Genomic DNA, 16,889 nt, shown 5'->3' on the forward strand with positions numbered 1-16,889 from the left:
GTTATTTAAGAAGCTGTTGATGGTTTATAGTGCTGGGTTGGCAGGAGTGTTTGTATTATTGTCCCTTTCCGCATTTGGGTAAGGATAATAATTACGGTTTCTTTCTGCATTGGCGTCAGCTGGGCCAGGTCTTTGGAATCTTCGGTTGTCTTCAAGAGATAAACCTGTCAGGTAAAGTTCCACCCTTCTGTTTTTGTAGATTTCATCTAAAATGTCATCTTGAGCAACAGGCCCCGCGTATGCAGGAAGGTTTGCACCTAGACCATAAATATCCGTTGTTTCTGTTTTGGTCAGAACTGCGTTTAATTCGGTTACCGCATTGGCAAGTTCATTGTTCCGAGCATAGGCTTCTGCTTTGATCAATAGAATTTCACCTGGTAAATACACAGGTATTTCATTAAGGTTATCACTCCAGAAACCAACAACTTGGTAATTTGGGGTTTCGGCTTCTAAATCCTCTGCAGTGATGTAGAAAGGAATACGCGCATCATTTTCATCCGGTAAAAGTTCCGATGGTAATCCAAATGTTAGGTCCTTGGCTTGTGTAACGTTTTGTGACCCGAACCAAAATGCCAACGGATTGGGAATGGAAGCATCGTATACCCAAGTAGATTTAACCGATAGGTCTACCGCATTGGCCGCTGTTATTGCGGCGTCATAATTACCCGCCATTAGGTTAAACCTTGCCAGCATAGCGTTTACTGAATTTTCAAGGTCTACAGAACTAAATACATCCGAAGTTACAGTAGCATCTAATCCAGCATCTATATAGCCTTTTGCCTCGTTTAAATCTGCAATGGCACTTTGTAGAACCGTAGTGCGGTCTTCAAAAGGGGCGTTCTCTATAACTTCTAAGGGAATGCTTTCAAAAAATTGGATTAGGGTTCCATGGGCCATAGCTCTATAGAAAAGCCCGTAAGCCTTTAAAGAACCCGAAGCAGAGGCGCTCTTACTAACATCATCGGCAGCATCTATCACTGTAGTCGCCTCTTTTCGGGTTAACATTGCATTCGTCCACATGTTGATTAAAACCTCGTTTCCTCCGTTTACGTCATCACCACCAAGTAAAATTTCGTTTTCACCAAGGTTTCCGGGGTTCAAGAGTCTTAACTCATCTGTATTAAGACCTGAAATATGGGTGTAATTGTAAATAATGCCCGCACGGTCCGTACTCCATCTTTGTTGAACTCCGTTTATCAACTTTACCAAATTATCCACGTTGTTTACTACATCCGGTTCAAGCGTGGAGTTGGGGTCTAAATATTCGGTATCACAAGATGATGTAACAATCATCAAGGCGATAGCCATAAGGTTTAGTATATTTTTCATATCAGTTTTTTTAGAAGTTAGCACTTAGGGATAATGAGATGGTCATGGGAATAGGAACATTACCGAAGTTTACAGAACGCAGTAAGTTAGATTGACCACCAGCATTGGTCTCAGGATCATAGCTAAAGAAATTGTCAAAAGATACCAAGTTACGCCCGATCAAAGAGAGCTTTACGTTCTCTAGTGTGGAATTGAAAAGTTCAGGAAATTCGTAACCTAAGGAAACTTCGCGGAGTTTTACAAAAGAACCGTCTTCCATTCTAAATTCTTCAATGGGGTATACACCGGCAATGTAACCTCTTGGCAACTCGCCACTAAGTTCCTGTTCCGCCAAACGTCCCAAACCAACACCTTGTCTTGTTCTTTTATCGGCATCAAATACATCAAAACCTTGTACGGCTTCCCAAAGCATACTAAAAGAGAAGTTTTTGTAAGCCAGGTCCGTACCAACACCAAGAATATAGTCTGGGTTAGGGTCTCCAATAACCTTTCTTAGTACATCTCCCGTAGGTTGGCCATTGGCATCACGCATGGGTGTTCCCGTGGCTAGATCACCTCTTTCCGGTTGTGGAACACCTTCAGGGCTTCCATCTGTAGAGGCACCGGTCAATAACAATTGTCCGTTGTCATCTTTGGCATAATAGGTGCCGTAGAAAACACCTAAAGCTTCGCCTTCTTTTACAACAGGGGGAGCACCGGTTACACTGGCAATGGTAATATCGCCGCCAATAGTCTGTAAAACCTTGTTTTTGTTACTACTGAAATTGAAATTTAGGTCCCATGTAAGGTCATCTGTTTTTACCGGGGTAACCCGTGCGTAGAACTCAATACCGTTGTTACGCATGGTTCCAACATTCTCTGTTCTTGAAGAACCTCCTACTGAAGGTGCCAATACCCGGCCAACGATTAAGTCTTCTATATTTTGACGGTAGTAAGTGAACAATAAAGAGGCTCTATTGTTGAAAAAACTTAGGTCCGTACCTATTTCAAACTCTTTGGTGCGCTCTGGTTTTAAACCTTCGTTGCCCAATCTGTTGTTTTGTTGCAGGGTAGAGGACCCCAAGAAATCATTGGAGCTATAGCTTCCGAATCTTTCATAAGGGCTAATTGCTGTTAAGTTACCGGCCTCACCGTACGAAGCTCTTAGTCTTGCGGAATTAAGAAAACCGTCTGTATTCCAAAAAGGTTCATTGGACAATACGTAGGACCCAGAAATTTTTGGATAAAAATTAGACCTTTCGTCCACATCAAAGTTAGTGGCGCCATCTATTCTTCCCGCTAAGGTCAAGAATAGTTTATTGTCCCATGACAAGGTTTCCTGAAGAAAGAATCCGTAGATATCAAGATTGGTGTCAATAGGTTGAGTGTACAGGGGAATGGTAGGTTCATTGTTTGCATCCAAGCCTCTTCCTTGTGTACCTTCAAAAGATAATTCACTGGATTGGAAGCTGTAACCGGCCGTGGTAACGGAGTTTAGTTTTTCCGTAATGTCAATATTGTAATTAGCGTTAATATCGTAGTTCCAGTTAAATACCTTGGCTTCGGCATCACCTAAATAACCATCGTCAAAATAAGCAGGGTTAACGTTGGCGTACGGATAAATAGGAATGTCTATATGCCCTTTTTGGTTGTACGTATCTACACCTATAATCTGGTCTATCGTAAGGTTTTCAATAGGATTGATTTTTAAATGTAGGTTGGGAATGAAGTGGTTCACTTCTTGGGTAATATCAAAAGACTCAATGATGGTAAGCGGATTTACACGAGTGTTCTCTACGGCCATTAGATTACCGTTCGCATCCCTTTGGGTAATATCAAAAGTGTTATTGGTAATGTTCATGGAGTTGATAGGGCTCCAAAATACATTGCCATCCGGTTTTTCATCAGATTTACTGTTTGCGTAATAAAGACCAAGATCATACGAAATCCAATCCGCTATTTTGTGATTGAAGTTTATCCTAGCGGAAAAACGGTCAAATTGAGTGTTCTTTATTATACCTTGATTGCTAAGGTACCCCACAGAGGCCATATATCCCATTTTCTCGTTACCGCCTTTAGCTGAGAAATAGTTGTCACTTCCAAATCCGGTCTGGAAAATTTCGTCTTGATAATCGTAACGAGTAGTTTCAAACTTATTTGTAGATAAGTTCCTGTAAGTGGTTAAAGCATTGCCATCATTCGGGTCAAAACCAAAAATAGGCCATAATCTACCAGAAAGGGCGCTATTGGGCACGGTTTCAAACTCTTCACCTCTTAGGTTCAGGTCCAGTTTTTTTCGAACCGTATTCACGTTAAAAGTAGACTTAAAGGAAAATTCGGGTCCGTCTTCGTAAACGCCACCTTTTTTGGTGGTTATCACAACTACACCATTAGATGCCCTAGATCCGTAAATTGCAGCGGCGGCTGCGCCGTTTAGGATATTCACGTTTTCTATATCATTTGGGTTAATGTCTACCATTCTATTTTGACCTGGGGAAGCATCTCCACTATCAACATTTAAGTTAGTAACATTAGTAGTAAGGTTACTGGTAATAACCCCATCTACAACATAAAGGGGCTCAGAAGAACCTTTTATGGTGCTTGGTCCTCTTAAACGAATGGAAAACCCTCCGGCAGGATCACCGGAATTTTGTGTAATCTGGGCACCTGGAACTTTTCCCTGCAAGGAAGAAGTAATATTTGCGGGTGCCGCTTTTACCAGCTCAACAGACTTTACCGTGGTAATGGCATTACCTAATTTTTTTCTGGATTGGGTAATGGACGAACCTACTAGAATAACCTCGTCCAACGCATTGGAGTCTTCGGTAAGGGTTACGTTAACTACTTGGTCCTTGCCTGTCAGGACAACCTCTTGTGTTTTGTAGCCAATATAGCTAATGGCCAATACTTGGTTGGCGGCATCAGTTACCTGAAGGCTGAAGTTTCCGTCAAAATCGGAAGAACTTCCTGTGGTTGTTCCCTTTACTAGAATGCTGGCACCGGGAAGCGGAAAGCCATCTTCGGCAAGGACTGTTCCCGAAATTGTTGTTGATTGCGCAAATGAACTGAGCGAGAAGAAAGCTAGCAGTAGCGCAAAGAGCACATGATACGTTTTTTTCATAATAGAGTCTTTAGCTTGTTGTTTGAACAAACCTAGCAGAATATTTCAATAATTGCAATTAATTATTGCATAAAAACAGCAAAAAAAGAAGTTTTATCCGATAATCTTAAATTTTAAGCATTGTTTGCAATGTTTTGTTGCATTTGATGTGATTTTATTCTTAATTTGATATTATTGTGGGAATTAAAGCAAAGAAATTTGAGAAAAAGCGATAGACATCAGGTGATACTAGAGGAAGTGCAATTGCATAACCGAGTACTTCTGACCGATCTTGCGGGAATTTTAAATGTATCTATGGATACCGTGAGAAGAGATGTAAAGGAATTGGACGATTCCGGCAAACTCCGGAAAGTTCATGGCGGAGCCATATCCAACGGCTTTACCATATATACAGACCGTTCTAGGGAAATATTTGAGCAAGATAGTAAAGTGAAGATTGCTCAAAAGGGAGTATCGCTTCTAAAAGATGGCGATGTAATTTTAATAAGCGGGGGTTCTACCAACCTTGAATTGGCCAAACTTATTCCGCGAAAAATGGATCTTACGTTCTTTACTCCTAGTTTGCCAATGGCGATAGAACTGTTGAACAATATGTCTCATCACCATGAGGTAAATTTAATTGGGGGCAAGTTATCAAAAGAATCTCAGTTGGTAACCGGTGGTCTTTCCATTAATAGTTTGGCGGACATTACCGTAGACCTTTGTTTCTTGGGTACGGGCTACCTTGACTCCAATAAAGGAATCACCGAAGCGGATTGGGAAATTGCTCAGATGAAAAAAGCCATGATCAACGCCTCAAAAAGATTAGTGGCCCTAACCATAAGTAAAAAACTGAATACGGTAAACCGCTATAAAATATGTGATATCAACACTTTAGATGCCTTGGTTACGGAACTTGAACCCGAAGCAGAGTTGCTGCGTACGTACCGTGATAATGGGGTGGAACTGATATAATACTATAATTTTAGGGTTACAAATAGTTAAACTACTACGGACTCTCATTTTGTAAAGTCTTAATATCGGCAATGAGGCGAGCCAATTGTTTGTTGTCCGTGCCATCGTAAACACCTCTGATTCTCCTTTTTTTATCGATGAGTGTAAAATTAGGGGTATGTATAAAATCTTGAAAACCGCCATCACCGTGGTCAACAACGGCAAAATAACTTTTTCTCGCTAGGTTGTAAATATGTTTTTTATCTCCTGTGGTAATATTCCATTTAGCAGCTATGGCTCCGTGTCTTTTACTGTATTCCTTTAAAACAGGCACGCTGTCCATCTCAGGCGTAACGGATATGGAAAGGAGCATGATATCTTCTTCTTTCAGAAATTCGTCCTGTAATTTTTTCATATTGTTGGCCATAATGGGGCAAATCGTTGGACAACGAGTAAAGAAGAAATCAGCAATATAAATTTTATTGCGGTAGTTCTCCTGGGTAATTTTTTCATTGTTCTGGTTAACCAAGTCAAAATTGGCTATCGTGTGTTTTTCCAAACTCCCATGCATGGAAACGTCAACTAATTTCGCATTAAAATCCGTTGCATTGTAAATCGGTAATTTAGTGTTCAAAGAAACTAGAACATACAACAATATACCCGTAGAAACAGTAAAAAACAGAATAGTAGAAAGCGGGTGTTTTAGTTTCTTGAGTAGGTTCATTATATTTTTGGGATTATAAGACGGAAGTTTCAATTTCTATATCGGCATGCTCCCAAGCTTTATCAAATTCGGCTTTAATGCTGTTGGCTTCTTCTGATTTGTTTTGGAATTGTAAAGCATGATAGAGCCCCATTAAGGACCATCCGTTCTGTCTTAGGATATCTAAATCTTCCTTGTATATTTTTTCGGCTTTCTCATAATGTTTCGCTTTCAATAACACTGCGCCTAAATTTTGTCGGGTAGGGATATGCCAGGCAGCGGGTTCCGTATAGGTGAGTCCATCTTCTAGTGCTACCGCTTTTTCCAAATGTGCTATAGCTTGGGTATAATTCCCCTTTAGGGCTTCCAATTCACCGGACACCACTTCATAAGCTATATTGGCCGAATGGATGGAGGCATTATTGGCTGTTGCAACAAGGTTTTTCAATTCAGGGTCTTTTTTTATGGATTTGAGCTTCTCTAATTCTTCTTGGGCTTTTTTAATGTTGCCCTTTCTAATAAAAGCGATACCGCGGGCGTAATGTCTAATAAGGTTAAGGTGCTTAATTTCCGGATCAGGGGCCGGGATGGTCAAAATTTGGTTCCATTTACCAAATCGGGTATAGGCCAATAGGGGCGTAGCCGCAAAATCTTGCAGAAACGGTAGCTCCTTGAGTTCGCCCGTAGGAACCTTTTCAGCTGTTTTTTTAGCGGCATCCACAGCAATTTCGCTAGCACCTAAAAGACTTGCGGACGACCATAAAAAGTGAATGTTATGCGGATAATAGGCTAGCGGGTAAAGCCCCTGGGAAAAGCATTGGGAAATATAATCCTCATCTGCAACAATAGCGGTTTGATTAGTTTTTACGGCATCTAGATATCTTCCTACCCGAATATAAATATGGCTGGGCATATGCACAATATGGCCTGCACCGGGCATTAGGGAAGCCAATTTGTCGGCACTTTTTACGCCCATATCAGGATGAGGTAACTCTACCATATGAATGTAATAATGGTGTCCACCGGGGTTTTCAGGCTCAAGTTCCATAGCTTTTTCCAAGGCTACTTTTGCCGCTTCTATACTTGGGCCTGGGTTGCCGCTCTTGTCCCAATAGTTCCATCGTGACGTGTTCATTGCGGACTGTGCAAATAGGATGAGGATATTGGCGTCGTTCGGATACCGTTTTACAACTTCTTCCATTGTTTTAAAATAAGCAAGGTCTAGAAGGTCTGGGTCCGCATCTAGGTCCGTACTGTATCTGGCGGTAAGCGCTTTTATCAAAGCCTGTTCTTTTGCGGTTGCGGTTGGTGCTAGCTTATGAGCCATGACCAGCGCTTCGTTAATTTTATTTTTTCGTTGTTCGTCCGGTAAGGGGTCGTTAATATTTGGGCCTAGGGCGTAGGCTTGGCCCCAATAAGCCATAGCCGATTTAGAATCCAGTCTGGCGGCTTCCAAGAATGAACGATGGGCCTCAGCATGGTTAAAGGCATAGGACAATTTTATGCCTTGGTCAAAGAACTGTTGTGCCCGCTTATTTTGTGTTGATATCGAAAAATGAAGATTCCCCAAGTTATTGAACAATGGTGAAATCTGCTTTGTGGTGTCCACACCATCCAGCATAAATTTTGCAGGGGTACATGTCGTAAAACTTAAAGCCGCTCTATTACGGTCCGTTCTTTCATTATACCTGGCATCTTCATCTATAAAGTAGATGGTCAAAAAAAACAATACGGTAACCATTGGTAGACTAATTTTTGCTTTCATAGCGGTCTTTTAGTGGGTTCTTCTGTAATCGTAAGAAGGGGGATGCAGGTGCTAAGCCATTAACAATTGGTTTTTAACGGTAGTCTAAAACAATATGGCTGTGTGACAGTAACTAAAATAGGGAGTAATGAAGAATAACGATGTGGTTTTGTATGAAAGGAACCGTATTCTGTTCGGTTTACCGGATATTCTGTGTAAATGGTGTTTGTACAAACCAAAACGGACCCTTTAAGTAAGGGCCCGTTTTTAGTTGTTTATATTTTATTCTGTATTAGCTACAGGGGTTTTAGGGTTGATACGAAGGTAATTCAACTACATAGGATTCTACGGATTTGCCATCTTCACTACCGCTCCAATCGGACCCAAAAAGTACTCGGGTTCCGGTAGGGCTAATTACAGCATGGGGCTCTCCCCAATAATCAAATTCATCTTCATCTGCACGGTGGTGCCCAATACGGTATACCTCTATATTGCCCGGTTCAACCCTTGCGATAACCAATTCTTGGTCCAACAATTTTTGTCCGTCTTCTTCAAAACCGATCATAGAGGCCGCTATCCATCCCGGATTTTTATGTGCCACTGCAGAAATATGCGTACCGCTCTTTGGATAGTCATATCCCAAATCTTCGGATATTACCGGTAAGCAATCACCCGTATTCAAATCAAAAGCTATGATATTTCCTAAGCATCCGCCACGTGGGCCTTCGCCAAAACTTACGGAATAATCTACGTCCGTTCCATTGGCCATTTTGCCTAAACTGGAATGTTCCGGTTTTTGTTTGTTGAGTCTGGCCACAAAGTTACCGTTGGCATCATAGGATGATACATTGTGGTAAAATAAATTACCACTAGGGGCAGGCATAACGGCAGCATAATTAACGTCATCAATATCAAAAGTTGTCAATTGCTGAGTGGATATTTTGTAGGAATACGTTTTGTTGTTATCACATCGAAAGCCGATAACATCAGAGTCCCAAGACATCATTTGCACATCGTTGCCCATGCTAATGCTTCCATTGCAACCCGTTAGTTGTTTTAAGTTGGCCAAAACCTCTTTATTACCGGAAGAGACGGTATATTTAATAAAATCATCTGTAGACTTATCCAAGTAGTAGAGAATATCGGCTTCATTAAAATCCCAAAATAATTGCTCTATATCATCAGGGCGAACATCGTCCAAATTCCTAATAAAAGCATAGGTTTTACCGTCCAGTAATTGATGTACTCCATTAGTCTGGTCATACAGTATCATTCGGGTTTCATCTGCGTTCCAAGCTTGTACCGTGCTGTACATAGGTTTTGTAACGGTACCGTCGCCACCATTGGAAATTCTTCGGATAACTGTTCCAAAAGAAGGGTCTACAATAGTTTCAAGATACCCGGGTTTGGCCACATCTTGCATGGGGTGTGGCTCTAAGTCATTGGCCACCAATTCTGTGGCTACATCAACCGAATTTTGGGTTTCGTCCTCAGAAGTTTCCTCGGTTGTTTCCTCATCGGAATTCTCTTCTTGCGGAGTTTCGGATTCCTGTTCTTCGGAATCGTCATTAGGAATGAAATTTAAGTTGTCACTAGTACAGCTCATAACGCTGAAACCAATGCAAAAAAATAACAGGTACATTTTCACTTTGTTCATAAGAAATAGATTTCGGGGCTTAAAAATGTACGGTTAAATTGGGTATATGGTTCTTACGGTTTTGATTTTTAACAGATTAGGGGAGCGGTGAATTATTGTTAAAACAGATGTTGAAAGAATTGACTTAGGGCTTACACACAGTAAAAAACAGGGATGAGATGAATGGCACTGGCTGTAGGGGTTTTATGTACTACATTATATTTTTTTTAAATTTTTTCTTACAGATATTGACCGTATTTTAGATTTGAGTAAATTACCGGTGAAATAGATTTACGTGTTATCGGATGCTTTAGCGTACATTTTATTAATTATAATATTTCCAAATTGAAAAAAGTTGAAAAATTTATAGAAGTTTTAGAAACCTTAAAAGAAAAGAAGATAGATGACGAAGATGATTTACATGGTTGGAAAGCTAACGCGATAAATTTGGTTACTCGGATTTATGGTGCAGAAAGCAAGCAAGAGGAGCAAATAAACAATGTTAGATATAGCTCGTCTGATGAACTATATTTTGTTGGTCCGGGAGGCGCTCAAAATATACCGAGTTCAAATAATATATCAAGTTGTAATAAACAATGTATCCATTTAATAAATGGAATAATTACTGACTTAAAATTTTTTGGTCTACCTGAATTTAAAAAGCCAAAGGATAATAGTAACGAAATCAATATTGCAATAAATCAAACTCAATCTGTAAAACAAAAAATAAGTATCAATATCATCCTTGATGCAATTAAAGATGAGCTAACAGGAACCCAGCTCAAAGAATTACAAAATATAATTGATAAGGACGGTAAACCTGATGATAAAAAAAGAGATATTATAAAAAAACTAAAGAGTTTTGGAACTGATGTTGCCACAAATATAGTTGCAGGAATACTTACCAACCCAGCAATTTACGGTGGATAAAAATGGATAAAAAAGTTTGATCTAAATTAAATGTGGATTTATGGATAGAATCGAAAAGCCTGTGATCTTATAACATGATAGTGAGTCTTATGGATGTAGCTTTGGAATAAAATGAAACAAATAGCTTTCAGCTTAGAAATATGGAAGAACATAATGTTTTAGTACAATACTCAACTGAAACGTAAGTATCCATTTTAAAGAATTAAAAATATAACTTCTAATTACGATGAAAAAAAGTATTACACTATTGGTTTTATGTATGTCCATAATCTCTTGTTCAAAAAAAACGGACGAAACATTTGCCTACAATTTTGTAGAGAATGCTCAATTAAATATAGAGAGTAGTGAAGGATTTTACATGAAATTCTCCAGCATAACTGAGGGTGCTGATGTGGTATTTTCATATGAGTATAATGCTGCAGATGATGTTAATATTGCTGATGACGAATATTCAGAATATATTCGATTCCAGATTGACCCATCAACCACAGAATTCAGTTTTTCAGATGATGAACTCGAGGATATAAATGCAGTGTATTCCGAAAGTTGTTTTTGTGATTTTTCGGATAATGGAGAGAAAGACGTTCCGCCAAAGGGAACTATAAGTGGAAAGAAAATATCCGAAACGGAATGGGACATTACCATAGACGTAACTTTCTATGGGGATGAACAAAAAAGTGTTTCCAGTATTTTTAGACAGAAAAAATAAAGGAAAGCAGAAAAGTAACCTTTTAAGAAACTCATGTCTTGAAGGCCCCTAAAACATTTACTGTTAATAATACGCGCAACCTCTACATCACAATCGCATCTTAGTGAAAAAGAATGCCAAATGAAATTTCAATACTATGCCGTCGCAATCCTGCTGCTTTTTATTGCGTGTGATAAAACAAAAGACGAGCCCGTACCTGCCAATGAATCTTTAATAGCTGGAAAATGGAAACAAACAGAGGCATATATTAGTGATGCGGGCCCGCACTATTGGGTAGCCATTGAAAATGGAGAAGAAATAAGCTTTTCTGATGACGGAAGCTTCACCTCAAATAGATTTCCCGATTGTAATGGCGGTATGTATTCCATAGAGGAAGGTAGGTTACTATTGAACTATGATTGTGATGAAATTGATGCAGAGTTAGTTAATACAGAAGGTTTTATAACATATAACCTTGAGTTTTATAAAAGTTACTTTGTACTAACCCCCACTAGTGGACCTATTTGTATAGAAGGATGTAGTTACAAATATCAAAGCCAATAGTAAGGATTATGATTAAGGATAACCATCAATCAAACTATTTTACTTCAAACCAGTTTTGCATCAACTTCCAAGAGTTATCATAATTATAAAATATAGAATATCAAAGAAGCCTTACCGTTTCAGGTAAGGCTTCTCTATTTTGGATTCTTATAGAACCTTGTAAAACTATTTCCGCAGAACTAGGGTTAAAAAGTTACATTCGCTTTAGGTGTTTCAATTTTTTCAGTTAGTAATAACAGGGTAGTCCGTGACTCTTTTAATTGTTGTAGCGCAAGGTTATAATAGGGGAGTGCCTTATCTTTTTTTGCCCCAAATAGATTTTCATAATACCCAATACCCTCCATTAAATTACAGCTAAAAGATAGTAGTTGCTTTCTGCGTTTGGCGGCAGGCATCATTTTATATTCCGAAACCTGCTCCTTGTAATATTCCAAATAGATATGCAGTTCTTTAATGAACATATTTGGGCGATTGGGATGTGACATTACATTCGCCCTGCCATAGATATGATCTATCATTTCTTTTAGCGTAGATACTTTTGAAAAGTAGGCCATATTGGGCCCTGGACAAACGGAAACGCCCTCGCCTTCAATTTTTGTATCCAGATTATAGGCAAGCAGAGCCGATGTTCCCAGGCCAACACAGGTGCAGGATTTCTCCGTAATCTTATGAAAATGGTAATCGTATTCAGCTTGCGATAAGTTTTTACTTTTAAGTTCTTTTAGTTTATGGTTTTGGTATTGGCGGGATGCCGTACAAAGTCCCTTTTCGTTAAAATCCTTGTTCAGCGCTACAAACTTTTTGGGGCAGGGACTTCCCGGTTTTCCATCGGCAATACGGGCCGCTTTTTCAACATCTTTGGTGTTTCCTTTTAAACTGTGAAAAGGAATGCCCAATGGCGAAATATTGCTTAAGTACAGGTCTTTTTCCTTGGCCTTTGCCAATTGGTCTAAAGTGTCTTGGTCTACTGTTGTCGCTTCCGGGACCAAAAGAAAAGCGGAACCCCAACCTATGGAATCCACTTGGTATTTGTCCAACAGAAATTGGTGTTCCTCTGCTGTGCCAACGCCTCCCTGTGCCGTGATTTTTAAGGGTAGGGGGTCGTTAGGAACGGAACGCCCTTTCAATTGCAGTGAGCTAGTCAACAGGTCAAAGACCGTATTTGTTAATTCTTGTCTGTTTTCCTTAAACTGGTTTAGAATAGGCCCCATTAAATAGCCATCCGTAGCAAAGGCATGTCCCCCGCAATTGAGCCCGGATTCTATACGGTATTCCGAAACCCAGATGCCTTTTTTTGCCAAGAATTTCCCCTGAATCAGTGCCGAACGATAATCACTTACTTTAAGAACAATTTTCTTTTTAATGTTACCGTTGCTGTCCGGATAAAAATCATCAAATTGTTCCAGATAGCTGTACAGTCTTGGGTTCATACCTGCGGAAAGGATGACCGAAGAATTCAGTTTGCTCTGTGCATATCCGCGTAGCGCAGCATGGGCATCGTTAAATTCTGAGGTGAGCTTCTGTTTTTTAACGTAATTGTCCTTATCTACCTTCGTCATGATATTCACATCAATACTTCCCATGGGCATATGGTGTTTTACCCATTCTTTAATTTCGGAAAAATTAAAAGTGTGTTCAGAAAGCCGTAAAAATTCATTTTTAAAAGATGAATCGTCCGGTAAGGTGTTGAAATAAGACCGGATGCCATTAGCTGTTTCGGTAGTTGAGTTTTTAAAGTTCTCGAACTTTTCTTGGGCCAAGTCGTGTATCATATCTAAATACGAACTGATCCGTTTTGCCCTAAAATCTTCCTGTTTGTCCGTGATTTCTGTATAGGGTAGATTATGCTTTCCTGAGTACATTTTTCGTAGCTTTTCCAAAAGAATATCATCTACCAGTGATATGACCGAGTCAATCCCGTATTGTGAAACTTTTAATGGAGAATCAATAGTAAAACCTATACCCATAACCGGAATGTGAAATGAATGTGCGTATGTCATAGAATATTTTTATGGTGATTTAAGTGTGTAGAACAAATTTGCTTTTTGGCAATAGCCAACAAAATTGGGATTTATGTAACTCTTAAAACATGATTTTAATCAGCTTTAAAACATGATTTACTTCGTGTAAAACAACTTAATCAGACACATTATATATTTCATACCTGACACGAGTGGCATACATATGTAGTAAAACGAATAACAGGTATGATAGACAATAAGGTCAACTTTGAGCTCGTTATTTAGTTTTTTCGATTTAGAAATAATTTAAACTCAATTATAATATGTCCCATCTAAACGTTTTTAAAAGAATTATACTTGGCCTATTCGTACTCATTTTTGCCATTTCTTGTAGCTCGGACAGTGTTACTGAAGACATGCAGGTTATAGACGAAGAAACTATTTCTGAAAACCCAACAAATGAAGAAAATACAGAAGAAGAGAATTCAGAGGAAGAAGAGGAGGTTGTAGAAGAGGAGGAAGAGATAATAGAAGGTCCTCAAGATGACCCTTACGATGAAAATGCCTTTATAACTACTTGGGAAACCACATATGAAACTGATGATATCTTGATTAGAACTAATCCAGACGTGAGTACACCCTATAATTATACGGTTAATTGGGGCGATGGAACAATAGAAACAGGATTGAGTGAGAATGCTCGACATGAATATGCCATACCGGGGGTATATACAATACAAATAACGGGAGACTTCCCTGCAATTTATCAGCATAGTGACTGGAAACTGAACGCCAAAAAATTACGAACCGTGGAAAATTGGGGGGCAATTAAATGGGAGAGTATGAACCGTGCATTCAATAATTGCGAAAATGTAATATTCAATGCTACTGATGTGCCGGATTTATCCAGAGTTACGGATATGTATGCTATGTTCGCCAACGCTACGTATTTTAATAGCGAACTTAAGGATTGGGATGTAAGCCATGTTACGGATATGGGTTATATGTTCTTCGATGCAAATAATTTTAATCAAGACATTTCTACATGGGATGTAAGTAATGTGACCAGTATGACATATATGTTCTTCCATGCGAAAGAATTCGACCAAAACATTTCTACTTGGGATGTGGGCAAAGTTACCCTAATGCAGAATATGTTCTATGGCGCTGATGTTTTTAACAGTCCTATAGGAGAATGGAACGTTAGTAATGTAACAGACATGCACAGGATGTTTTTTGTCGCGGATGTTTTTAATCAAGATATATCTGAATGGGATGTAAGTAAAGTGACCAATATGGAGAATATGTTTAAAGACGCTTTATTATTTAGTCAAAACTTATCTGGATGGGCTACGGACAATGTTACGGAGTGCAACTCATTTTGGTATGGTAGTTCATTGGTAGAGAGTCAGCTACCAACGGCGGGAACTTGTTTTGGAGGTTAAACCAAACTAATTATAAGGTATAGATGTCTCCACATTGTTATTTTGTGGGGACATTTTTTATGGTACAAATGAATGAATTAGTTTTCTAAGATAGAGATGTTTTTCCTGTTGTATAAGGGCTACTTTTTTATTTAAGTTTTGGTAGTTTTTAGTAAATTACATTTTTAACCAAAACCGAGAACCTTGAAACACAAAGCATTTAAAAACCCACTAATTTATTTCCTGTTTTTTACCGTAACGCTTTCCTATTGTCAAACCAAAAAGAAAGGAAAAGTAGAACGGCCAAACATACTTTACATAATGTCCGATGACCATACTTCCCAGGCAATTGGGGCATATGGTAAAAGACTGGCACGTTTAAATCCAACACCAACAATTGATCGCTTGGCAAAAGAAGGGGTATTATTGGAAAATGCCTTTTGTACCAATTCAATTTGTACGCCCTCTAGGGCCAGTATTCTTACCGGTCAGTTTGGGCAAGTAAATGGGGTAGTGGACTTAAGTGGTAAATTAAGTCCGGAAAACCAATACCTGCCTATAGAGATTAAAAAACAGGGCTATGAAACCGCAATGATAGGAAAATGGCATTTAAAACATGCCCCAGAAGCTTTTGATTACTATAATGTATTACCGGGTCAAGGAGATTACCATAACCCAACACTTTATAGCAGGGAAGGCGGAGAAAAGAAAGAAATTCGTTTTGAAGAGGATTTGGTAAGAGAGGTGAATGCCACAACCTATGAAGGACATTCATCAGATGTTATTACAGACATCTCCTTGGAATGGTTAAAAAACAAAAGGGACAAATCCAAGCCATTCTTTTTAATGCATCATTTTAAAGCTCCCCATGATTTTTTTAAATATGCGCCTAGATATGAGGAGTATTTGGAAGATGTGGAAATTCCGGAACCATCCAGTATGTGGTATAATGGTAACAACGGATCTATAGCTACAAGAGGGGAGAACAATTCCCTTACAGATACTATTGGCTCCTCTATAGGACATAGAAATGTCATTAGAAATATGGGAATGCATATGAAGATAGACCCCAGTATTCCTGATCCGGAGTATAAGAAATTAGCATACCAAGAGTATTTAAAACGTTACTTACGATGCGTAAAAGGTGTGGATGATAATGTAAAACGAATTTTTGATTACCTAGAGGCAGAAGGAATTATGGATAACACCATTATTATTTATACGGGCGATCAAGGTTTTATGCTTGGCGAACATGATTATATTGATAAAAGGTGGATGTATGAAGAGTCTCAACGTATGCCATTCTTGGTTCGTTACCCTAAAACAATAAAGGCGGGATCTCGTACGGATGCTATGGTCAATAATACCGATTTTGCGCCTACTATGATTGAAATGGCCGGAGGTAAAGTTCCTGATTATATGCAAGGGTCCAGTTTTAAATCTATTCTTGAAACAGGTAAAGAACCAGAAGGGTGGAAGCAAGACACCTATTATAGATATTGGATGCACATGGCCCATAAGCATAATAATCCTGCGCACTTTGGAATACGCACCAAAGACTATAAACTTATCTTTTATTACGGTAGAGATTATATGCAAAGGAATACAAACAAGCAGGAATGGGCTCATAACCCTGAATCTATGTCCGATTTTGTTACTCCTGTATCCTGGGAATTCTATGATCTTAAAAATGACCCGGAAGAAATGGATAATAGATATGATGATGAAAAGTATGCTTCTATTATTTCTGATTTAAAAGACCGACTCAAAACTTTAAGAAAGGAGGTAAAAGAAGACGATTCTCAATACCCTGAAATAGAAAAGGTAGTTAATGAAAATTGGAACTAGTTTGAATTAAACAAGTAGGTGGTTATATA

Annotated in this window: 12 protein-coding genes; 6 read left to right on the forward strand and 6 right to left on the reverse strand. The window is 38.9% G+C overall.

Annotated elements, in window-relative coordinates; all coding sequences use genetic code 11:
• Nucleotides 1–24: 24 nt before the first annotated feature.
• On the reverse strand, nt 25–1,329 hold the full coding sequence (locus H9565_RS12395) for a RagB/SusD family nutrient uptake outer membrane protein (RefSeq protein WP_215440069.1): 1,305 nt from the start codon (nt 1,327–1,329) through the stop codon (nt 25–27).
• Nucleotides 1,330–1,339: 10 nt separating this feature from the next.
• Entirely contained in the window at nt 1,340–4,429 is a 3,090-nt protein-coding gene (locus tag H9565_RS12400; protein WP_215440071.1) for a SusC/RagA family TonB-linked outer membrane protein, read from the reverse strand.
• A 198-nt stretch (nt 4,430–4,627) separates the two neighbouring features.
• Between H9565_RS12400 and H9565_RS12405 the strand changes: the two genes are divergently transcribed.
• Complete coding sequence (locus H9565_RS12405) at nt 4,628–5,383, forward strand: DeoR/GlpR family DNA-binding transcription regulator (protein ID WP_215440073.1); 756 nt, start codon at nt 4,628–4,630, stop codon at nt 5,381–5,383.
• Between the two features lie 34 nt (nt 5,384–5,417).
• Here H9565_RS12405 and H9565_RS12410 read toward each other — a convergent pair whose 3' ends face one another.
• The 3 genes from H9565_RS12410 to H9565_RS12420 all read right to left on the reverse strand — a co-directional run bounded on the left by H9565_RS12410 (nt 5,418) and on the right by H9565_RS12420 (nt 9,466).
• Nucleotides 5,418–6,086, reverse strand: a complete 669-nt coding sequence (locus tag H9565_RS12410) for an SCO family protein (protein ID WP_215440075.1) — start codon at nt 6,084–6,086, stop codon at nt 5,418–5,420.
• 13 nt (nt 6,087–6,099) lie between these two features.
• Nucleotides 6,100–7,830 carry a tetratricopeptide repeat protein gene (locus tag H9565_RS12415; RefSeq protein ID WP_215440076.1) on the reverse strand — a complete coding sequence of 577 codons (1,731 nt, stop codon included), beginning with the start codon at nt 7,828–7,830 and terminating at the stop codon, nt 6,100–6,102.
• Nucleotides 7,831–8,116: 286 nt separating this feature from the next.
• On the reverse strand, nt 8,117–9,466 hold the full coding sequence (locus H9565_RS12420; protein WP_215440078.1) for a hypothetical protein: 1,350 nt from the start codon (nt 9,464–9,466) through the stop codon (nt 8,117–8,119).
• Nucleotides 9,467–9,790: 324 nt separating this feature from the next.
• Here H9565_RS12420 and H9565_RS12425 point away from each other — a divergent pair, with 324 nt between their 5' ends.
• The 3 genes from H9565_RS12425 to H9565_RS12435 all read left to right on the forward strand — a co-directional run bounded on the left by H9565_RS12425 (nt 9,791) and on the right by H9565_RS12435 (nt 11,627).
• Nucleotides 9,791–10,375, forward strand: a complete 585-nt coding sequence (locus H9565_RS12425; RefSeq protein ID WP_215440080.1) for a hypothetical protein — start codon at nt 9,791–9,793, stop codon at nt 10,373–10,375.
• Nucleotides 10,376–10,601: 226 nt separating this feature from the next.
• Complete coding sequence (locus H9565_RS12430) at nt 10,602–11,084, forward strand: hypothetical protein (protein WP_215440082.1); 483 nt, start codon at nt 10,602–10,604, stop codon at nt 11,082–11,084.
• 120 nt (nt 11,085–11,204) lie between these two features.
• Nucleotides 11,205–11,627, forward strand: a complete 423-nt coding sequence (locus tag H9565_RS12435) for a hypothetical protein (protein WP_215440084.1) — start codon at nt 11,205–11,207, stop codon at nt 11,625–11,627.
• 185 nt (nt 11,628–11,812) lie between these two features.
• On the opposite strand, the gene H9565_RS12440 is transcribed toward H9565_RS12435, so the two are convergent.
• Nucleotides 11,813–13,627, reverse strand: coding sequence for a hypothetical protein (locus H9565_RS12440; protein WP_215440086.1), 1,815 nt, complete (start codon nt 13,625–13,627; stop codon nt 11,813–11,815).
• A 284-nt stretch (nt 13,628–13,911) separates the two neighbouring features.
• Here H9565_RS12440 and H9565_RS12445 point away from each other — a divergent pair, with 284 nt between their 5' ends.
• Together H9565_RS12445 and H9565_RS12450 are read left to right on the forward strand one after the other, a co-directional pair.
• Nucleotides 13,912–15,033 (forward strand): BspA family leucine-rich repeat surface protein, encoded by a 1,122-nt coding sequence (locus H9565_RS12445; protein ID WP_215440088.1) that lies wholly within the window; start codon nt 13,912–13,914, stop codon nt 15,031–15,033.
• Between the two features lie 300 nt (nt 15,034–15,333).
• Complete coding sequence (locus H9565_RS12450; protein WP_215440207.1) at nt 15,334–16,860, forward strand: sulfatase family protein; 1,527 nt, start codon at nt 15,334–15,336, stop codon at nt 16,858–16,860.
• Nucleotides 16,861–16,889 lie beyond the last annotated feature (29 nt).

Source organism: Zobellia russellii, from assembly GCF_018728565.1.
GTDB lineage: Bacteria > Bacteroidota > Bacteroidia > Flavobacteriales > Flavobacteriaceae > Zobellia > Zobellia russellii.

Coding starts and splice junctions, on each gene's coding strand:
- H9565_RS12395 (WP_215440069.1), bottom strand. CDS start 1,329: ATGAAAAATATACTAAACCTTATGGCTATCGCCTTGATGATTGTTACA.
- H9565_RS12400 (WP_215440071.1), bottom strand. CDS start 4,429: ATGAAAAAAACGTATCATGTGCTCTTTGCGCTACTGCTAGCTTTCTTC.
- H9565_RS12410 (WP_215440075.1), bottom strand. CDS start 6,086: ATGAACCTACTCAAGAAACTAAAACACCCGCTTTCTACTATTCTGTTT.
- H9565_RS12415 (WP_215440076.1), bottom strand. CDS start 7,830: ATGAAAGCAAAAATTAGTCTACCAATGGTTACCGTATTGTTTTTTTTG.
- H9565_RS12420 (WP_215440078.1), bottom strand. CDS start 9,466: ATGAACAAAGTGAAAATGTACCTGTTATTTTTTTGCATTGGTTTCAGC.
- H9565_RS12430 (WP_215440082.1), top strand. CDS start 10,602: ATGAAAAAAAGTATTACACTATTGGTTTTATGTATGTCCATAATCTCT.
- H9565_RS12435 (WP_215440084.1), top strand. CDS start 11,205: ATGAAATTTCAATACTATGCCGTCGCAATCCTGCTGCTTTTTATTGCG.
- H9565_RS12440 (WP_215440086.1), bottom strand. CDS start 13,627: ATGACATACGCACATTCATTTCACATTCCGGTTATGGGTATAGGTTTT.
- H9565_RS12445 (WP_215440088.1), top strand. CDS start 13,912: ATGTCCCATCTAAACGTTTTTAAAAGAATTATACTTGGCCTATTCGTA.
- H9565_RS12450 (WP_215440207.1), top strand. CDS start 15,334: ATGTCCGATGACCATACTTCCCAGGCAATTGGGGCATATGGTAAAAGA.